This is a genomic window from Duganella sp. Dugasp78 (assembly GCF_059491455.1).
In genome coordinates this window covers 2860960-2876779 of the sequence record NZ_CP168506.1, presented here as the reverse complement: position 1 = coordinate 2876779, position 15820 = coordinate 2860960, and the positions used below count along the sequence as shown (strand labels likewise).

Here is a 15820-nt window from a genome sequence, read left to right as displayed (position 1 = left end):
TGATCCATAATACGATACATATTTTGCTTTGACTACGTTTTTTTTGACTCAAATCATAAATCGGTATCCCATCGACAACGACGGTGAAATAAATGCTGCGCCGATGGTCAGGCAAAGTAAACTCTTGTTTGTGTGTATAGAAAGAGATGCCTGCCCATGAATTGCAACGACTGGATAACCGGATTTTTGGCCAGCGACCCGCCGCGCTCGAAGTCGCTGGTGGTGACCATCTTCGGCGACGCCATCGTGCCGCACGGGGGCATGGTGTGGCTGGGCAGCCTGATCGAGCTGCTGGCGCCGTTCGGCGTCAACGACCGGCTGCTGCGCACCTCGGTGTTCCGGCTGGCGCAGGAGGGTTGGCTGGGGGCGCAGCGCGACGGCCGCCGCAGCTCCTACGCGATCACGCCGCCGGCGATGGCGCGCTTCGTGCACGCCTACCGCCGCATCTACGCGCCGCTCAATGTACACTGGGACGGCAGCTGGACCCTGCTGCTCAACGGCGACGGCGCGCTCAACGCGGCCGAGCGCAGCGCGGTGCGCAAGGAGTTGCTGTGGGAAGGCTATAGCGTGATCGCGCCCGGCATCATGGGCCATCCGGCCGCCGACGGCCCTGCGCTCGACGAGCTGCTCAAGCGGCTGGGGGTGGCGGGCAAGCTGTTCGTGGTGCAGGGCAAGTCCATGCGCCAGGTCTGCGGGCGGCCGCTGAGCGAGCTGGTGGCCGACGGCTGGGATTTGAGCGGCGTGGCGCAGGGTTATCAACAATTTATCGCGCAGTTCGAGCCGCTGCTGGCGGCGGTGCAGGCGGCCGACGCGGAAGGCGGGCTGGCGCCGCAGCAGGCCTACATGGTGCGCACGCTGCTGATCCACGCCTACCGCCGGGTGCAGCTGCACGATCCGCAACTGCCGGTCGAGCTGCTGCCGACGCCGTGGCCGGGCGCGCTGGCCTACGAGCTGACGCGAGCCATCTACCTGGCCGTCTACGCGGCGGCCGAGCAGCACATCGACACCACGCTGCGCCGCGAGGATGCGGACGCCCCGGCCGCCGAGCCGGCCTTCTTCGACCGCTTCGGCGGGCTGGCTTAGCGCTGGCCCGGCGTCGGCGCGGCAACCAGCGGAAACGCGGCCGGGTCGCGCAGCGAGGCGACCGAGAGGTCGATGTCCAGCGTCGGCCAGTACAGGTGGTCTGGGCTGGGGCGCTGCACGTCCTCCAGCTGCGCCAGCGTGACGCCGGCGAACCAGGGAAAATCCACGTAGGCCGCGTACAGTTTTTCGTTGCCCAGATCGACCCAGAATCCGTGCGGCGAGATGTCGAGGATGCGGACGGTGGATGACTCATTGTGAGAAGTAGGTGCGCCAGACATTTTGCATCTCCTGTTGGTGCTCGGCGACAAACCGCGCAGCCGTTTGCAACTGCAGCGCCGACAGGCCGGTATGCCAGGCCAGCGCGACCTCCGGCTCCAGCCAGAATTTCGCCGTGCCGTCCGGGTGAGACACATGCACGTGCATCCGGGTTTCCTCGCGCGAGAAAAAGAAGTACCGGAAGCCGGCCTGGCGGAATAGTGTGGGGGTCATGGGGATTGTACTCCTGCGGCAGTCCCCTCAACTTAGCAAAGCCGGCACGGACGGCATTGCGCCGGCGCAGGCTGGGGGTCAAGTCTGACATTCGGACACGGCCTCTGCCGTAGCGGCCGCTACGGCAGAGGCCGTGTCCGAATGTCAGACTTGACCCCAGACGCTGTATCATGTCGCCACTGCGCCACAAGCGCAAACACACTTCTTACATAGAATTTACCGGGATTCAGCCATGTCTATCAAAATCAGCCAGCAATTCGACGCCGGCGCCATCGAGGTCCTGCGTGCCGACGATCCGGCCGCCATCGACCTCAACATCCGCAAGGACTCGCACGCCGACATCACGCAATGGTTTTATTTCCGCGTGCAGGGCGCGCAGGCCACGCCGCTGACGCTGCGCTTCCTTAACGCCGGCAGCGCCGCCTATCCGGACGGCTGGAAGGATTACCAGGCCGTCGCCAGCTACGACCGCGACAACTGGTTCCGCGTGCCGACCTCCTATGACGGCACCGTCATGACCATCAACCACACGCCGGAGTACGACAGCGTCTACTACGCCTATTTCGAGCCGTACTCCTGGGAGCGCCACCTGTCGCTGCTGGACAACGCGCAACTGTCGCCACTGGTCAAGCTGGTCGACCTGGGCAGCACCATCGACGGCCGCGACCTGAACATGCTGGTGATCGGCGATCCCGAAGCGGAGCAAAAGGTCTGGGTCATCGCCCGCCAGCATCCGGGCGAGACGATGGCCGAATGGTTTGTCGAAGGCATGGTCGAGGCGCTGCTGGACCCGGCCAATCCCTTCGGCCGCCAGTGCCTGAAGGAAGCGGTGTTCTACGTGGTGCCTAACATGAACCCGGACGGCTCGGTGCGCGGCAACCTGCGCACCAACGCGGCCGGCGCCAACCTCAACCGCGAGTGGCTGAAGCCGACCATGGAACGCAGCCCGGAAGTGTTCCTGGTCAAGAACAAGATGCTGGAAGTGGGCTGCGACCTGTGCCTGGACATCCACGGCGACGAGGGCCTGCCCTACGTGTTCGTGGCGGGCAGCGAGTCGCTGCCGGACTTCACACCGGACCAGGCCGAAGCGCAGCAATACTTCATCGACAATTTCCTGATCGCCAGCCCGGATTTCCAGGACGACCACGGCTACGGCGAAACACCGTACACCGACGAGACCCTGACCATGGGCTCGCCGCACATCACCCACGCCTTCGGCTGCCTGTCGCTGACGTTGGAGATGCCGTTCAAGGACAACGCCAACGATCCGGATCCGGACACCGGCTGGAACGGCGCCCGCAGCGCCGAGCTGGGCAAGGCGGTGTTGCAGCCTGTGCTGCAATCGCTGCTGGCGCAGCAGTAAGCCTTAGCTGAGCCCTTCCCTGCGGCGCGACAAAGTCGCCGCCGCAGGGAAAAATACACTGGACCTCATCGGCGCATCCGCGCGCCGCGACTGGAGGTTCAGCATGAATACCCTGACTTGGATACGCCGCGCCCTGTGGTTGATGGTGCTGCCGCTGTGCGCCTGCACCACGCCCTACCGCCCGCCGCAGCTGATGGATGCCGGCGCCACCTTCCCCGGCCTGATCGACCTGGCCGCGACCGCCGGCCGCAAGAGCGCCGATGTGCTGCTGGTGCACGGCATCTGCACCCACGACGCCAGCTGGGCCGGCGTGGTGGTGGCGCAACTGACGCAGTCGCTCACGAACGCCACCAGCAGCTCGTCCGCGCGCGCGGCGGGCGCAGGCGGCCCGCAGATTCAGATCGTCTCGTCCAACGTGGCGACGTCCGAAGGCAAGCTGCGCTTCGACGCATTGATCTGGTCGCCGCTGACGACGGGCCTCAAGCGCCAGTTGTGCTACGACCAGAGCGGCAAGTCATCCATCTGCGAAGGCGCGCCGCCGTTCGCGCCCACGCGCGCCCGCCTCAACGCGCGCTTCAAGGATGGTCTGATCGACGATTGCCTGCCTGACGCGCTGGTCTACCAGGGCGTGGCGCGCGACGACATCCAGCGCCGCATGCGCGATGCGATCCTGCAAGTGCTGGATGCGGGCGACGGCGCGCCCGATGTGCCGCTGGTGGTGATTTCGCATAGCATGGGCAGCAAGATCCTGTTCGACACCCTGCTGCGCATGACGGAGGAAGCGCCCGGCTCGCGCGCGGCGCTGGTGGCGCAGCGGGCGGTGGATCGCCTGCGCCTGCTGGTGATGGCGGCCAACCAGATTCCCTTGCTGTCGCTGGCCGATCAACAGGTCGCCGCGGCGCCGCTGATGCGGGGTGCGCCCGACAGTCTGCAACTGCTGCTGCAAAAACGGCTGACAGCAAACACCGCAGCCGCCGACAGGCGCCTGACCCTGGTGGCGTTCACCGATCCCAACGACCTGCTGTCGTACACGCTGCAAGCGGAAAAATATGCGCGCCAGGGCGTGACGGTCTACAACATCCTGGTCTCCAACGCGGACACCTACTTCGGCCTGCTGGAACGTCCCGACTACGCGCACCTGAACTACCTGACCAACCCGGACGTCGGCCGCCTGATCGCGTGCGGGCTGCCGTCAAGCGCGCTCTGCAAGCCGCAGTAGCGGGCGATCAGCCGCCGGCCACCACCATGTTTTCGATCAGGATGGAGCCGGTCTGCTTGGTGCCGCGCACCAGCACGTCCGCACCGACGGCGACGATCTGCGCCAGCATGTCCTTCATATTGCCGGCGATGGTGATCTCCTCCACCGGATACTGGATCACGCCGTTCTCGACCCAGTAGCCCGACGCGCCGCGCGAGTAGTCGCCGGTCACGTAGTTGGTGCCCTGCCCCATCAGCTCGGTCACCAGCAGGCCGGTGCCCATCTTGCGCAGCATGGCGGCGAAGTCGTCGCCCTTCTTGGTCAGCGACGAGGTCAGCGACAGGTTGTGCGAGCCGCCGGCGTTGCCGGTGGTCTTCATGCCCAGCTTGCGCGCCGAATAGGTCGACAGGAAATAACCCTGCACCACGCCATCCTTGACCACGTCGCGCTTGACGGTGCGCACGCCTTCCTCGTCGAACGGCGCCGAGCCGACGCCGCCGATCACATGCGGGTCTTCCTTGATCTGGATATGTTTCGGCAGCACCTGCTTGCCCAGCGAGTCCAGCAGGAAGCTGGACTTGCGGTACAGCGAGCCGCCCGAGGTCGCCTGCACAAAGGCCCCCAGCAGGCCGGCCGCCAGCGGCGCCTCGAACAGCACCGGGCAGGTGCGGGTATCGATGGTGCGCGCGTTCAGGCGCGCCAGCGCGCGCTCGGCCGCATAACGGCCGATCGCTTCCGGCGACGACATCTTCTTCGCGTCGCGCACCGAGGTGTACCAGTCATCGCGCTGCATCTTCGAGCCTTTGCCGGCGATCATCGCCACCGACAAAGTGTGGCGCGAATACGGATAGCCGCCGATGAAGCCGCGCGAGTTGGCCGCCACGAAGTGCGACTGCTGCACGTGCACGCCGGCACCTTCGGAATTGGTGACGCGCGGGTCGACCTCGAAGCCGGCCGCCTCGGCGCGCTGGGCCAGCGCCACCGCGTCGGCGGTCGAGATATCCCACGGATAGAACAGCTTCAGGTCGCGCGGCGCCAGTTCCAGCTGGTCGGCGTCGGCCAGGCCGGCGCAGTCGTCGTCCGAGGTGAAACGGGCGATGTTGTAGGCCGCCTCCACCGTCGCCTTCAGCGCGGACGGCGAAAAGTCCGAGGTGCTGGCGTTGCCGCGGCGCTGGCCGATGAACACCGTCACCCCCATGCCCTTGTCCTTGTTTTGCTCGATGGTCTCGATTTTGCTCTTGCGTACCGACACCGACAGGCCGCTGCCTTCGCTGATTTCAACGGCACAATCGGTGCCGCCCTGCTCCTTGGCGTACGCCAGCACATCGCGTGCGAGCTGCTTCAACTGGTCCTGGGTGTGGGTAAAATGGGTATCGCTCATGGGCTGTAATCTTCGGGTGGCCGCTAAAACAGGTATCATAGCAGTCGTTTACAGTTTACAGGTGCGGCCACGCGCCTGACAGAGAGTTAATATTATGGTAAATCCCAATCGCGGCAGCGGCGGCGTGGGCTTCAGCTCCACCGAATTCGAGCAAGAGTACGAACGTCCTTCCAAATCCGAGCTCAAGCGCCAGTCCGACGCCCTGCAGAAAATGGGCGAGACCCTGGTCGAGGCGGCGCGCGACCGCGTCAAGCGCGTCGCCATGCCCGAGGACGTGCGCGACGCCATCCTCGAATGCCAGCAGATCACCAACCACGAGGGCCGGCGCCGCGCGCTGCAATTCGTCGGCAAGAAGATGCGCACCCTGGACGAGGCCGAAGTGGCTGTGATCCAGCAGACCATCGACAGCTGGAAGGGCGCCTCCAAGTCCGAGACCGCCGCCATGCACGCGCTGGAACGCCGCCGCGACAAGCTGCTGGCCGACGACAAGGCGCTGACCGTGCTGCTGGCAGAGAATCCGGAACTGGACGTGCAGCACCTGCGCACCCTGATCCGCAACGCCCGCAAGGAACAGGCCGAGAGCAAGCCGCCTAAGGCCTACCGCGAGATCTTCCAGCTCCTCAAGCAGATCGAGTCCAAAAAGGGCAAGGCTGCCGCCGAGGTTGACGACGAAGACAGCGAGTCCGATGACGAGTAATGCAGACACCCTGGTGATCGGCCTGGTGTCGGTCTCCGACCGCGCCAGCGGCGGCGTCTACCAGGACCTGGGGCTGCCGGCCCTGCAGGACTGGCTGGCGCGCGCCCTGACCACCCCCTACCGTGTTGAAACCCGCCTGATCGCCGACGAACGGGCGCAGATCGAAGCCACGCTGACCGAACTGGTCGACGTCGCCCGCTGCCACCTGGTGCTGACCACCGGCGGCACCGGCCCGGCGCGGCGCGACGTCACGCCCGAAGCCACGCTGGCGATCGGCACCAAGGAGATGCCCGGCTTCGGCGAGCAGATGCGCCAGATCAGCCTGCACTTCGTGCCGACCGCCATCCTGTCGCGCCAGACCGCCGTGATCCGCGAAACCGCCGACCACGCGGCGCTGGTGCTGAACCTGCCCGGTCAGCCCAAGGCCATCGCCGAGACGCTGGGCGGCCTGAAGGACGCCGCCGGCGCCACGCTGGTGGGCGGCATCTTCGCCGCCGTGCCCTACTGCGTCGACCTGATCGGCGGCCCCTACATGGAAACCGACCCGGCCGTGTGCAAGGCCTTCCGCCCCAAATCCGCGCTACGCCCCCAACCCTGAGGACGCCCATGAGCACCCTGCTGCAAACCATCGAAAAAGAAACCGGCGCCAACCCGAGCGTGGCCATCATCTGGATGCACGGCCTGGGCGCCGACGCCAACGACTTTGTGCCCATGCTGCGCGAGCTGGACCTGCGCGGCCTGCCGCCGATCCGCTTCATCTTCCCCAACGCCGACACCATGCCGGTGACCATCAACAACGGCTACGTGATGCGGGCCTGGTACGACATCGTCGCCAGCGACCTGGGCCGCCAGGAAGACGAAGCCGGCCTGCGCGCCTCGCAAGCCAAGGTCGAGGCGCTGATCGAACGCGAGAAGGCGCGCGGCATCCCGGCCGGGCGCATCATCCTGGCCGGCTTCTCGCAAGGCTGCGCGATGACGCTGCAGACCGGCATGCGCCAGCAGGAGAAGCTGGCCGGCCTGATGTGCCTGTCGGGCTACGTGCCGATCGCCGCCAAGGCCGCCGCCGAGCACACCCAGGCCAGCCTGGCCACGCCGATCTTCATGGTGCACGGCCGCATGGACCCGGTGATCCCGGTAGCCCGCGCCGAACAGTCGCGCGACCTGCTCAAGCAGCTGGGCTATAACGTCGAATGGCACGACTACGCGATGCAGCACTCGCTGTGCCAGGAAGAAGTGGACCACATCAGCGCCTGGCTGAAGAAGGTGCTGGCCTAAGCCAGCGCCGCCGCCACCAGCGGTTCCAGTTCCGGCTGCGCGCGGTCGGAATTGGCCAGCTGGATCACCGACATGCGCAGTTGCGGCAGGCGCAGCAACAGCGTATTGAAACCCCACAGGCAGCCGCCATGGAACACCACGTCGTGCTCCTGGCGCCGCACCCACTCCAGACCGAAGCGGTAATCCGGCACCGTGCCGTCGGCCAGCGGCGACGGCTGCAACATCGCATGCAGCAAGCTGTCCGGCTCGGCCCACTGCCGGTGCCACGCGCGCTCCCACACCACCAGCTCCTGCGTGCTGGCGTACATGCCGCCGTCGCCCACCGTATTGGCATTGCCCAGATGCTGGCGGTAGCCGCCAGGCCGCTGCGGATCGGCTTCGTAGCTGCTGACCCGATGCGGCAACACGTTCTGGCGGTCGTCGTCAAAGCCCATGCGCGTGATCCCCAGCGGCAGCAGCAGCGTCTCGCGCAGGTAGCGCGCGGCCGGCATGCCGCTCAGGCGCTCGATCAGCGCCGCCAGCAGGATGTAGTTGCTGTTGCTGTAGCGATGCCCGGCGCCGCCGTCGACCGTGTCCATGCGCGCGATCACACGCAGGATGTCCGCGTTGTTGAAATAGTCCGCCTCGTGCCTGCCCGGCTGGCAGCGCAGGAACTGGAAGTAATCCGGAATTCCACTGCTGTGATTGAGCAGGCTGCGCAAGGCGAACGGCTGCTCGAAGCCGGCCAGCTCCGGCAGCAGCGCGCGCACATCGTCATCCAGCCCGATCTTCCCGGCGCGCACCAGCGCCAGCACGGCCGCCGCGGTGAACTGCTTGGACTCCGACGCCAGGTAATACGCCGACCGCGCCGACAACGGCACCGCCAGCTCCAGCGATGCCAGGCCATGGTGCAGCTCGAACGTCACCTCGCCATCGCGCACCACCAGCGCGCTGAAGCCCGGCCCGTCGGCGGGCAGCGTCGCCTGCAGGCGCAAAAAATATGCTCTCAGTTGATCCATCACTATCTCTTTGATCGTCAATCCGGCAGCGGCGCGGCCGCGGACGCCGGCACCGCCGTCTGCGCCGCGTTCATCACCATCGCCAGGAAGGTGTAGTAGCCGTTGATGCCCATCAGGTCCACCACCCCGTGCTCGCCGAAGGCCGCCAGCGCCGCCGCGTAGGTCTCGTCATCGACCCGCTGCCGCTGGTGCAGCTGCAGGCAGAAGTCGTGCACCAGCGCCTCGTCGGCCGCCATGCCGTCCGGCCGCCGGCGCGCCGCCACCGCCGCGATCACCTCATCCGCGATGCCGTACTGGCGCGCGATCGGCTCGTGGATCGCCCACTCCACCTGCTGGCTCCACTGGCGCGCCGTCACCAGGATCGCCAGCTCCGTCAGCCGCGTGCCGATCGCGCTGCGGTAGCGCAGGTACTCGCCCATGCGCTGCGCCGCCGCCATCAGCTCCGGGCTGCGGATCAGCGGCACGAACGGCCCGTACAAGGCCCCGCGCGGCCCGTCGATCACGGCTTGCGCCGCCACCTGCTGGGCCGCGCTCATGTCGGCAAACGGAATTGGTCCCAAACGGTCAATCATAAACAGTCACTCCTGCGGGCATACACGAAAATTATTCGCTCATGGTGCGGCATAGATCAATAGAACACAAGCCGATCACAGCTATCGTCTGCTCTTCGTCACCCCGACCGAAAGGACGCCATGAGCCACATCATCCACCGCAACCTGCGCCGCGCCCCGCCGCTGGCCGTCGGCGCCACCGGCCTGACGGTGCGCGACAGCCAGGGCCGCAGCTATCTCGACGCCAGCGGCGGCGCCGCTGTCTCCTCGTTGGGCCACGGCCATCCCGACGTGCTGGCCGCCATGCACGCCCAGATCGACCGCAACGCCTACGCCCACACGGCCTTCTTCAGCTGCGACGCCGCCGAGGAACTGGCCAGCCGCCTGGCCAACGATGCCCCCGGCGACCTCGATCACGTCTACCTGGTGTCGGGCGGTTCCGAGGCGATGGAGACCGCCCTCAAACTGGGACGCCAGTACTGGGTCGAAGCGGGCCAGCCGCAGCGCAGCCTGTTCATCGCGCGCCGCCAGAGCTACCACGGCAACACGCTGGGCGCGCTGGCCATCGGCGGCAATGAGTGGCGCCGCCGCCCGTTCGAGCCGCTGCTGATGGCGGTGCCGCGCGTCGCCCCCTGCTACGAGTACCGCGACCGCGCCGACGGCCAGAGCACCGCCGACTACACCGCCACCCTGCTGGCCGAAGTGGAGGCGACCATCCTCGAACACGGCCCGCAGAACATCATCGGCTTCGTGGCCGAGACGGTGGTGGGCGCCACCGCCGGCGCCGTGCCGCCCACGCCCGGCTACTTCCGCGGCGTGCGCAAGCTGTGCGACCAGTACGGCATCCTGCTGATCCTCGATGAAGTCATGTGCGGCATGGGCCGCACCGGCACGCTGTACGCGTTCGAACAGGAAGGCGTGCTGCCGGACCTGGTGGTGCTGGGCAAAGGCCTGGGCGCCGGCTACCAGCCGATCGGCGCCGTGCTGGCGCGCGCGCATGTGGTGCGGCGGCTGCGCGAAGGCAGCGGCGCCTTCCAGCACGGCCACACCTACATGGGCCACCCGGTGGCCGCCGCCGCCGCGCTGGCGGTGCAGAAGGTGATACAGCGGGATTGTCTGCTGGGCGCCGTCACGGTGCGCGGCGCCGCCTTCCGCCGCATGCTGCGCGAGGCGTTCGGCAACCATCCGCACGTGGGCGACATCCGCGGGCGCGGCATGCTGCTGGCGCTGGAGCTGGTGCGGGACCGCGACAGCAAGGAGCCCTTCGATCCGGCCTGCCAGCTGCATGCGGCGGTCAAGCAGCAGGCGATGGCCTGCGGCCTGATGGTCTATCCGATGGGCGGCACCATCGACGGCCGGCGCGGCGACCATATCCTGCTGGCGCCGCCGTTCATCGCCACCGAGGCCGAACTGGCGGAGATCACCAGCCGGCTGGCCGACGCCCTGGCGCGGGCGCTGGCCAGCGCCACCTGCACCCCGCCACCGTTAGAGGGGTCAGACCCCGTACGGGGTCTGACCCCGCGGCGGCTCGCCGTGCGGGTTTAGCGCGCCGTCCAGGCGATGACGTCCTGCTGCTGCTCGCCCAGGCCGGCGATGCCCAGCCGCAGGACGTCGCCTTTTTTCAGGAAGCGCTGCGGCTTGCGGCCCTGGCCCACGCCCGGCGGCGTACCGGTGGCGATCACGTCGCCCGGCTCCAGCGTCATGAACTTCGACAGGTAGCTGACAATCTGCGCCACCGAGAACACCATGGTGTCGGTGCAGCCGGTCTGCATGCGCTTGCCGTTCAGCTCCAGATACAGGTCCAGCTTCTGCACATCGTAGATGTCTTCCTGCGTCACCAGCCACGGGCCGACCGGGCCGAAGGTATCGCAGCCCTTGCCCTTGTCCCACTGCGGGCCGCGCTCCAGCTGGAACGAGCGCTCCGACACGTCGTTGACCACGCAATAGCCGGCCACGTATTTGAGCGCGTCCTCCTCGCTGACATACTGCGCGCGGGTGCCGATCACCACGCCCAGCTCCACTTCCCAGTCGGTCTTCTTCGAGCCTTGCGGCAGCATGATGGGATCGTCCGGGCCGGACAGGCAGGTGATCGCCTTCATGAACACCACCGGCTCCTTGGGAACCGGCATGCCCGATTCGGCCGCGTGGTCCGAGTAATTGAGGCCGATGCCGATGAATTTGCCCACGCGCGCCAGCGGCACGCCGTAGCGCGGATTGCCGCGCACCAGCGGCAGCGAGGCGTGCGGGATCTTCTCCAGCTTGCGCAGCGCCTTGGGCGCCAGCTGCGCCGCGTCGATGTCGGCGATCACGCCGGACAGGTCGCGCAGCTTGCCTTCGTCATCGATCAGGCCTGGTTTCTCTTTGCCGGGACGGCCGTAACGAACGAGTCTCATGGGGTTCCTAGGTTAAAAGCGGTGGGTCTGTGCCCGCCATTCTAACCGTAGCGCCCTTGCCTGAGCCATTTGTTGGCGATGATCTTGGTGCCGCTGACCACCGGCGCACCGCCGTGCAAGGTCTGCTTGTCCGGCTGGTGATTGAGGTCGGTGTTGAGGAACCACAGCGCGTTGCCCTTCTTCGGATACACCTCCAGCCCCAGGCCGGGGAACACCGTGCCGCCGCCCTGCTCCACGTCGCTCAGGTACAGGATGAAGGTGGCCAGGCGCTGGCCGCCACGCGCCAGGTGGCTGCGATGACCGCTGCTGTCCGGGTCCAGCCAGTCGTAATGCGGGCGGTACTCCTGCGTCACGCCGTACTTCTGCAGCTGGAACGGCTCGCTGCATTCGGCCGGCCAGTGCGCCAGCCCCGCCAGCCGCCGCTCGATGCGCTCGGCCACGTCGGCCTCGCCGCGCTGGATGAAGGCCATCTCGCTGGTGCGGCCCTCGTGCACCACGCTGGCGCCGTCGGCCTCGCCGGTCACGGTGGAGCGCGTGTAGCGCGTGCCGCAATGGGCGATGATGGCGTCGCACTCCTCGTCGCTGAGCACATTCCCCAGCAGGATGATCTGCGGCTGCTTCAGCACGAACAGCACTTCCACCACGCGGTCCGGCGCGGCGACCAGGTTGCGTTCCAGGTCGATGTACGGCATCTGCTGCGGCGCCACGAACACGCTGGCCTGCGGCGCCGGCGCATGCTCGGCCGCCGCGCGCAGCGCCAGCGCCTCGTCGATGGCGGCGCGCGCCACCGCCATGCTGTGCTGGCCGGAGGCCACCATGCTGTTGGCCATGTCCAGCGGGCTGCAGGCGCGCGCCAGGTTTTCCATGATCCAGTCCTGCCAGACGGCCGGCAGGGAGACAAAGACGGTGGTTGCAGTAGTCATCGTGCGATCGGAGGGCTGGTTGCCGGGCTGCCGGATTGGTGCTCGATTCTACCGGATTGCGCGCCCGCACCGCAGCGCCGCCGCGCGAATAACAACAGTCCGCGCAGCTGCAGCAGCACCAGCACCGCGAACGCCACCTGGTAGGCCTGCGCCGGATAGTGCCGCAGCACGTCCGGCCGCCAGCAGCCAAGCAGCAGCCCGAAGCCCGCCTGCACCGCGAACGCGCCCAGGAAGATCAACAGGTTCAGGCAGGTGGCGCCGCGCCCGGTCAGCGCGGCCGGCAGGCTTTGCGCGACGATCGCATACTCGATGCCGGTGACCGTGCCCACCAGCGTAAACAACACCGACAGCGGCTGGTAGCTGGGCGCCCAGTTGCACACAAAGCCCAGTTGCACCGCGATGAACAGCGCCACCCCGGCCGCCGCCACGCTGACCGGCGCCACGCCGCGCCGGCCGGCCCATTCGGTGATCATGCCGACCGCGATGGCGCCGAAGATCACCGCCGCCATGCCCAGGTACAGCAGGTAGGCCACCGCCGCCTCGGAGTAGCCGGCGACGTCGGTCAGCCAGCGGCCGATCCACAAGCCCTGGATGCCGAAGAACACCATGTGCGGCACCAGCACCAGCTGCGCCACCTCGCGGAAGGCCGGATGGTTCAGCACCTCGCGCAGCACCGTCAGGCTAGCCGGCCGCGCGGCGCCGGCAGACGCTGCGGCGGGCGGCGTGGCCGGCGCCACCAGCCGTATCAGCAGCGCCAGCGCGGCCGCCATCGCGGCCAGGCCGACAAACAGGCCGCGCCAGTCGGTGTAGTGCAGCGCCAGCCGCACCGGCAAGGTGGCCGACGCCGCGCCCAGGCCACCCGCCGCGATCAGGTAACCCTGCACCGACGGCAGCCGCGCCGGCGCGATCCAGGTCGATACCGCCTTCACCGCCGACATGAAGCAGCCGCCCAGCCCCAGCCCGATCAACGCGCGCGCCACCAGCAGCTGGGCGAAACCGTGGCCGCCGGAGAAGGCCAGCGCGCCCAGCGCCGCCAGCAGCAGCATGGGCGGCTGCACCCGCGCCGGCCCCCAGCGGTCCAGCGCCATGCCGACCGGCAGCTGCGCCAGCGCGAACGCCAGGAAGAAGGCGCTGGTCAGCAGGCCAAGCTGGCCGGGGCTCAGCGCCAGCGCCGCCATCAGCTGCGGCGCCAGCGTCGCGTTGACGGTGCGGATCAGGCTAGACAGGTAGTGGCCCAGCGCGAACGGCAGGAACACCAGCACGAACACCGCGCGGCCGGACATGGCCGCACCTACGCGGGACTGCGCGCGCCGCAGCCGGCCGCGCTGACGACCGCCGCGCCGCCGCGCTGCGCCTCGTCCTGGCGCGCCGGCATCAGCGGGATCACCTTGCGCTGGCCCGGCGGCTCGGCGCCGTACTCGCTGCGGCTGCCGCCCTCCTCCTCGAAGAAGAACTTGTCCTTGCCGAAGGCCGGCTTGAGCTCGTCCATCCAGGTGGCCTGCGGATCGAACCTGGCGTAGAACGGCTTGCGCACCCAGTCGGCGTTGCGGGCCTGCAGGAACTGCAAGGCAAACACCTTCTCGCCGCCGATGGTGACGATACCGTCGATCACCACCTTGCCGGGGAAGGCGCTCATCGACGGCCCGCGCACCGTGCGCGACAGGCCCGACACCATCTGGTAGGCCTGCTGGAAGATCTCGTGCGCGCGCGCCAGCGGCAGCTGGAAGTACTCGCGCGGGCCGGTGTCGCGCTCGACGAACATATAGTAGGGGATGGCGCCCAGCCGCACGCCGGTCTGCCACAACTCGGCCCAGCTGCGCGGGTCCTCGTTGATGTGGCGGATCAGCGGCCCCTGCATGCGCAGCGTGGCGCCGGTGCCGACGATGCGCTTGACCGCCTGCTGCGCGATCGCCGGCCGCAGCTCCACCGCGTGGTTGTAGTGGCCCATGATGGCCATGTTCTTGCCGCTGCCGACCACCCGCTCGAACAGGCGCAGCAGGTCGTCGGCGTCGCGGTCGGTGACGAAGCGCTGCGGCCAGTAGGCCACCGACTTGGTGCCGATGCGGATGTTCTGGATGTGCGCCAGGTCCGGCGCCAGCAGCGGCTCGATGTACGCCTCCAGCGAGCGCGTGTTCATGATCAGCGGATCGCCGCCGGTGATCAGCACATCGGTCACCTCGGGGTGCAGGCGCAGGTAGTCGGCCAGCTGGTGCGACTCCCTGGCGTCGAACTTCATGTCGTCCATGCCGACGAACTGCGGCCAGCGGAAGCAGAAGGTGCAGTAGGCGTGGCAGGTCTGGCCGGCGCTGGGGAAGAACAGCACCGTCTCCTTGTACTTGTGCTGCAGGCCCTTGAGCGGGGCGTCGTTCACGCGCGGCACGTTGTGCGTCATCTGCCCGGCCGGATGGGGGTTCATGCGCAGGCGGATGCGCCGCACCAGCTCCGTCAGCGCCTGCTGGTTGGCGCGGCCCAGCACCAGCTCGCGCAGCTGCGCGTAGTCGTCCGGCGCCAGCATGTCGCGGTGCGGGAAGGTCAGGCGGAAGATCGGATCGTCCGGGATGTTGCTCCAGTCGATCAGGTGGTCCATCACGTATTCATTGGTGCGGAACGGCAGCACGTGCGACACCACCTGCACCGCTTCCTGCAAATCGGGCGTCAGCCATTCCCACTGGCGGGAATTGGGGATGGTCTGGCGGATGAAGGGCTTGAACTTGGGCGCCTGGGCGGCGGCGCTATTCCAGGACGCTATCGGGGTAGAGGTCATCGCAGGTTCCTATCGCAATAAAAGGGGAAGGGGGGGAGCGGAAACTGCATGCTAGGCCGCCCGCCGGAACTGTGATTGCCGCAAATCAACTGACGCACGGAAATAGATTTTCCCTTGACGCCGGCGGCGTGCAAAATTGCCATACGGCCAGAACTTGCGGCAGCGCAATCCTCGCCCTCCACGCCGGCGTACAGTTCATGAGAGCAAGCCTGCCCGCCCCCACCACAAGGAACCGCCATGAGACACAACGCCCTGCTGGCCGCCGTCGCCGTCGCCGCCGCCCTGCTGCACGCCCCCGCCTTCGCCGCCGAGCCCATCGAAAAGGACGCCATCGCCATCGTGGAGAAGAGCGCCGCCTTCCTCAAGGCCCACGGCAAGGACGAATTGATCAGGAAGGTCGCCGCCAAGGATCCGGAATTCGTGCAGGGTTCGCTGTACGTCGACCTGCGCGACCTCGGCACCGGCGTCGTGCTGGCGCACCCCTTCAACCCCTCCATCGTCGGCAAGGACCTGACCGACGTGCCCGACGCCAGCGGCAAGAAATACCGCCGCGAGATCATCGAGCTGGCCGCCAAAAAAGGCCACGGCTGGGTCGACTACCAGTACAAGAATCCCGGCAGCGGCAAGATCGAACCCAAGACCACCTACATCCTGCGCGTCGGCGACGTGGTGCTGGAAGCGGGCATCTACAAAAAATAGCGGCGG

At 67.5% G+C, this 15820-nt stretch carries 17 protein-coding genes; 8 read left to right on the top strand and 9 right to left on the bottom strand.

Annotation, left to right across the window (positions count from 1 at the left end; all coding sequences use genetic code 11):
- The first annotated feature begins 156 nt into the window (after positions 1 to 156).
- Positions 157 to 1083, top strand: coding sequence for a phenylacetic acid degradation operon negative regulatory protein PaaX (gene paaX, locus ACEN9O_RS12770; RefSeq protein ID WP_495617903.1), 927 nt, complete (start codon positions 157 to 159; stop codon positions 1081 to 1083).
- Here the strand turns inward: paaX and ACEN9O_RS12765 are convergent.
- Together ACEN9O_RS12765 and ACEN9O_RS12760 are read right to left on the bottom strand one after the other, a co-directional pair.
- Positions 1080 to 1361, bottom strand: coding sequence for a DUF2442 domain-containing protein (locus ACEN9O_RS12765; RefSeq protein ID WP_495617902.1), 282 nt, complete (start codon positions 1359 to 1361; stop codon positions 1080 to 1082). The genes paaX and ACEN9O_RS12765 overlap by 4 nt on opposite strands.
- The gene (locus tag ACEN9O_RS12760; RefSeq protein ID WP_495617901.1) at positions 1333 to 1572 is read right to left on the bottom strand and encodes a DUF4160 domain-containing protein; all 240 of its coding nucleotides are present in this window, start codon (positions 1570 to 1572) and stop codon (positions 1333 to 1335) included. The genes ACEN9O_RS12765 and ACEN9O_RS12760 overlap by 29 nt, the downstream gene beginning before the upstream one ends.
- 232 nt (positions 1573 to 1804) lie before the next feature.
- On the opposite strand from ACEN9O_RS12760, the gene ACEN9O_RS12755 reads away from it, so the two are divergent.
- Together ACEN9O_RS12755 and ACEN9O_RS12750 are read left to right on the top strand one after the other, a co-directional pair.
- A complete protein-coding gene (locus ACEN9O_RS12755; protein ID WP_495617900.1) occupies positions 1805 to 2935 on the top strand; it encodes a M14 family metallopeptidase in 1131 nt (376 codons plus the stop codon).
- 103 nt (positions 2936 to 3038) lie between these two features.
- Positions 3039 to 4154, top strand: a complete 1116-nt coding sequence (locus ACEN9O_RS12750) for a hypothetical protein (protein WP_495617899.1) — start codon at positions 3039 to 3041, stop codon at positions 4152 to 4154.
- A 7-nt stretch (positions 4155 to 4161) separates the two neighbouring features.
- Here the strand turns inward: ACEN9O_RS12750 and pmbA are convergent, their stop codons facing one another.
- On the bottom strand, positions 4162 to 5514 hold the full coding sequence (pmbA, locus tag ACEN9O_RS12745) for a metalloprotease PmbA (RefSeq protein ID WP_495617898.1): 1353 nt from the start codon (positions 5512 to 5514) through the stop codon (positions 4162 to 4164).
- A 94-nt stretch (positions 5515 to 5608) separates the two neighbouring features.
- Here pmbA and yjgA point away from each other — a divergent pair, with 94 nt between their 5' ends.
- The 3 genes from yjgA to ACEN9O_RS12730 are packed head-to-tail and all read left to right on the top strand — an operon-like array spanning position 5609 to position 7486.
- On the top strand, positions 5609 to 6211 hold the full coding sequence (gene yjgA, locus ACEN9O_RS12740; protein ID WP_495617897.1) for a ribosome biogenesis factor YjgA: 603 nt from the start codon (positions 5609 to 5611) through the stop codon (positions 6209 to 6211).
- The gene (gene mog / locus ACEN9O_RS12735) at positions 6201 to 6809 is read left to right on the top strand and encodes a molybdopterin adenylyltransferase (RefSeq protein ID WP_495617896.1); all 609 of its coding nucleotides are present in this window, start codon (positions 6201 to 6203) and stop codon (positions 6807 to 6809) included. Before yjgA ends, mog begins: the two co-directional genes overlap by 11 nt.
- Positions 6810 to 6817: 8 nt before the next feature.
- Positions 6818 to 7486, top strand: a complete 669-nt coding sequence (locus ACEN9O_RS12730) for an alpha/beta hydrolase (protein WP_495617895.1) — start codon at positions 6818 to 6820, stop codon at positions 7484 to 7486.
- Here ACEN9O_RS12730 and ACEN9O_RS12725 read toward each other — a convergent pair.
- Together ACEN9O_RS12725 and ACEN9O_RS12720 are read right to left on the bottom strand one after the other, a co-directional pair.
- Entirely contained in the window at positions 7483 to 8484 is a 1002-nt protein-coding gene (locus ACEN9O_RS12725; RefSeq protein WP_495617894.1) for a serine hydrolase domain-containing protein, read from the bottom strand. The genes ACEN9O_RS12730 and ACEN9O_RS12725 overlap by 4 nt on opposite strands.
- A gap of 17 nt (positions 8485 to 8501) precedes the next feature.
- Positions 8502 to 9056, bottom strand: a complete 555-nt coding sequence (locus tag ACEN9O_RS12720; protein ID WP_495617893.1) for a carboxymuconolactone decarboxylase family protein — start codon at positions 9054 to 9056, stop codon at positions 8502 to 8504.
- A gap of 120 nt (positions 9057 to 9176) precedes the next feature.
- Between ACEN9O_RS12720 and ACEN9O_RS12715 the strand changes: the two genes are divergently transcribed.
- On the top strand, positions 9177 to 10580 hold the full coding sequence (locus ACEN9O_RS12715; protein WP_495617892.1) for an aspartate aminotransferase family protein: 1404 nt from the start codon (positions 9177 to 9179) through the stop codon (positions 10578 to 10580).
- Here the strand turns inward: ACEN9O_RS12715 and ACEN9O_RS12710 are convergent.
- From ACEN9O_RS12710 to ACEN9O_RS12695, 4 genes are read right to left on the bottom strand one after another with little or no spacing between them, the layout of a single operon-like run.
- Positions 10577 to 11428 carry a fumarylacetoacetate hydrolase family protein gene (locus ACEN9O_RS12710; protein WP_495617891.1) on the bottom strand — a complete coding sequence of 284 codons (852 nt, stop codon included), beginning with the start codon at positions 11426 to 11428 and terminating at the stop codon, positions 10577 to 10579. The two genes, ACEN9O_RS12715 and ACEN9O_RS12710, sit on opposite strands and share 4 nt — an antisense overlap.
- Before the next feature lie 41 nt (positions 11429 to 11469).
- Positions 11470 to 12351: a 2OG-Fe(II) oxygenase gene (locus tag ACEN9O_RS12705; RefSeq protein ID WP_495617890.1), complete on the bottom strand. Its 882-nt coding sequence runs from the start codon at positions 12349 to 12351 to the stop codon at positions 11470 to 11472.
- Entirely contained in the window at positions 12348 to 13634 is a 1287-nt protein-coding gene (locus ACEN9O_RS12700) for an MFS transporter (protein ID WP_495617889.1), read from the bottom strand. The genes ACEN9O_RS12705 and ACEN9O_RS12700 overlap by 4 nt, the downstream gene beginning before the upstream one ends.
- 8 nt (positions 13635 to 13642) lie before the next feature.
- A complete protein-coding gene (locus ACEN9O_RS12695) occupies positions 13643 to 15115 on the bottom strand; it encodes a KamA family radical SAM protein (protein WP_495617888.1) in 1473 nt (490 codons plus the stop codon).
- A gap of 237 nt (positions 15116 to 15352) precedes the next feature.
- Between ACEN9O_RS12695 and ACEN9O_RS12690 the strand changes: the two genes are divergently transcribed.
- Positions 15353 to 15814 (top strand): cache domain-containing protein, encoded by a 462-nt coding sequence (locus ACEN9O_RS12690; protein ID WP_495617887.1) that lies wholly within the window; start codon positions 15353 to 15355, stop codon positions 15812 to 15814.
- Positions 15815 to 15820: the final 6 nt, after the last annotated feature.

Excerpts from the sequence above, each read along its gene's own strand:
- ACEN9O_RS12715 (WP_495617892.1), top strand. The coding sequence starts at position 9,177 with ATGAGCCACATCATCCACCGCAACCTGCGCCGCGCCCCGCCGCTGGCC.
- yjgA (WP_495617897.1), top strand. The coding sequence starts at position 5,609 with ATGGTAAATCCCAATCGCGGCAGCGGCGGCGTGGGCTTCAGCTCCACC.
- pmbA (WP_495617898.1), bottom strand. The coding sequence starts at position 5,514 with ATGAGCGATACCCATTTTACCCACACCCAGGACCAGTTGAAGCAGCTC.
- ACEN9O_RS12705 (WP_495617890.1), bottom strand. The coding sequence starts at position 12,351 with ATGACTACTGCAACCACCGTCTTTGTCTCCCTGCCGGCCGTCTGGCAG.
- ACEN9O_RS12755 (WP_495617900.1), top strand. The coding sequence starts at position 1,805 with ATGTCTATCAAAATCAGCCAGCAATTCGACGCCGGCGCCATCGAGGTC.
- ACEN9O_RS12695 (WP_495617888.1), bottom strand. The coding sequence starts at position 15,115 with ATGACCTCTACCCCGATAGCGTCCTGGAATAGCGCCGCCGCCCAGGCG.
- ACEN9O_RS12765 (WP_495617902.1), bottom strand. The coding sequence starts at position 1,361 with ATGTCTGGCGCACCTACTTCTCACAATGAGTCATCCACCGTCCGCATC.
- ACEN9O_RS12690 (WP_495617887.1), top strand. The coding sequence starts at position 15,353 with ATGAGACACAACGCCCTGCTGGCCGCCGTCGCCGTCGCCGCCGCCCTG.
- ACEN9O_RS12720 (WP_495617893.1), bottom strand. The coding sequence starts at position 9,056 with ATGATTGACCGTTTGGGACCAATTCCGTTTGCCGACATGAGCGCGGCC.
- ACEN9O_RS12760 (WP_495617901.1), bottom strand. The coding sequence starts at position 1,572 with ATGACCCCCACACTATTCCGCCAGGCCGGCTTCCGGTACTTCTTTTTC.
- ACEN9O_RS12750 (WP_495617899.1), top strand. The coding sequence starts at position 3,039 with ATGAATACCCTGACTTGGATACGCCGCGCCCTGTGGTTGATGGTGCTG.
- ACEN9O_RS12725 (WP_495617894.1), bottom strand. The coding sequence starts at position 8,484 with ATGGATCAACTGAGAGCATATTTTTTGCGCCTGCAGGCGACGCTGCCC.
- ACEN9O_RS12710 (WP_495617891.1), bottom strand. The coding sequence starts at position 11,428 with ATGAGACTCGTTCGTTACGGCCGTCCCGGCAAAGAGAAACCAGGCCTG.
- ACEN9O_RS12700 (WP_495617889.1), bottom strand. The coding sequence starts at position 13,634 with ATGTCCGGCCGCGCGGTGTTCGTGCTGGTGTTCCTGCCGTTCGCGCTG.
- paaX (WP_495617903.1), top strand. The coding sequence starts at position 157 with ATGAATTGCAACGACTGGATAACCGGATTTTTGGCCAGCGACCCGCCG.
- ACEN9O_RS12730 (WP_495617895.1), top strand. The coding sequence starts at position 6,818 with ATGAGCACCCTGCTGCAAACCATCGAAAAAGAAACCGGCGCCAACCCG.
- mog (WP_495617896.1), top strand. The coding sequence starts at position 6,201 with ATGACGAGTAATGCAGACACCCTGGTGATCGGCCTGGTGTCGGTCTCC.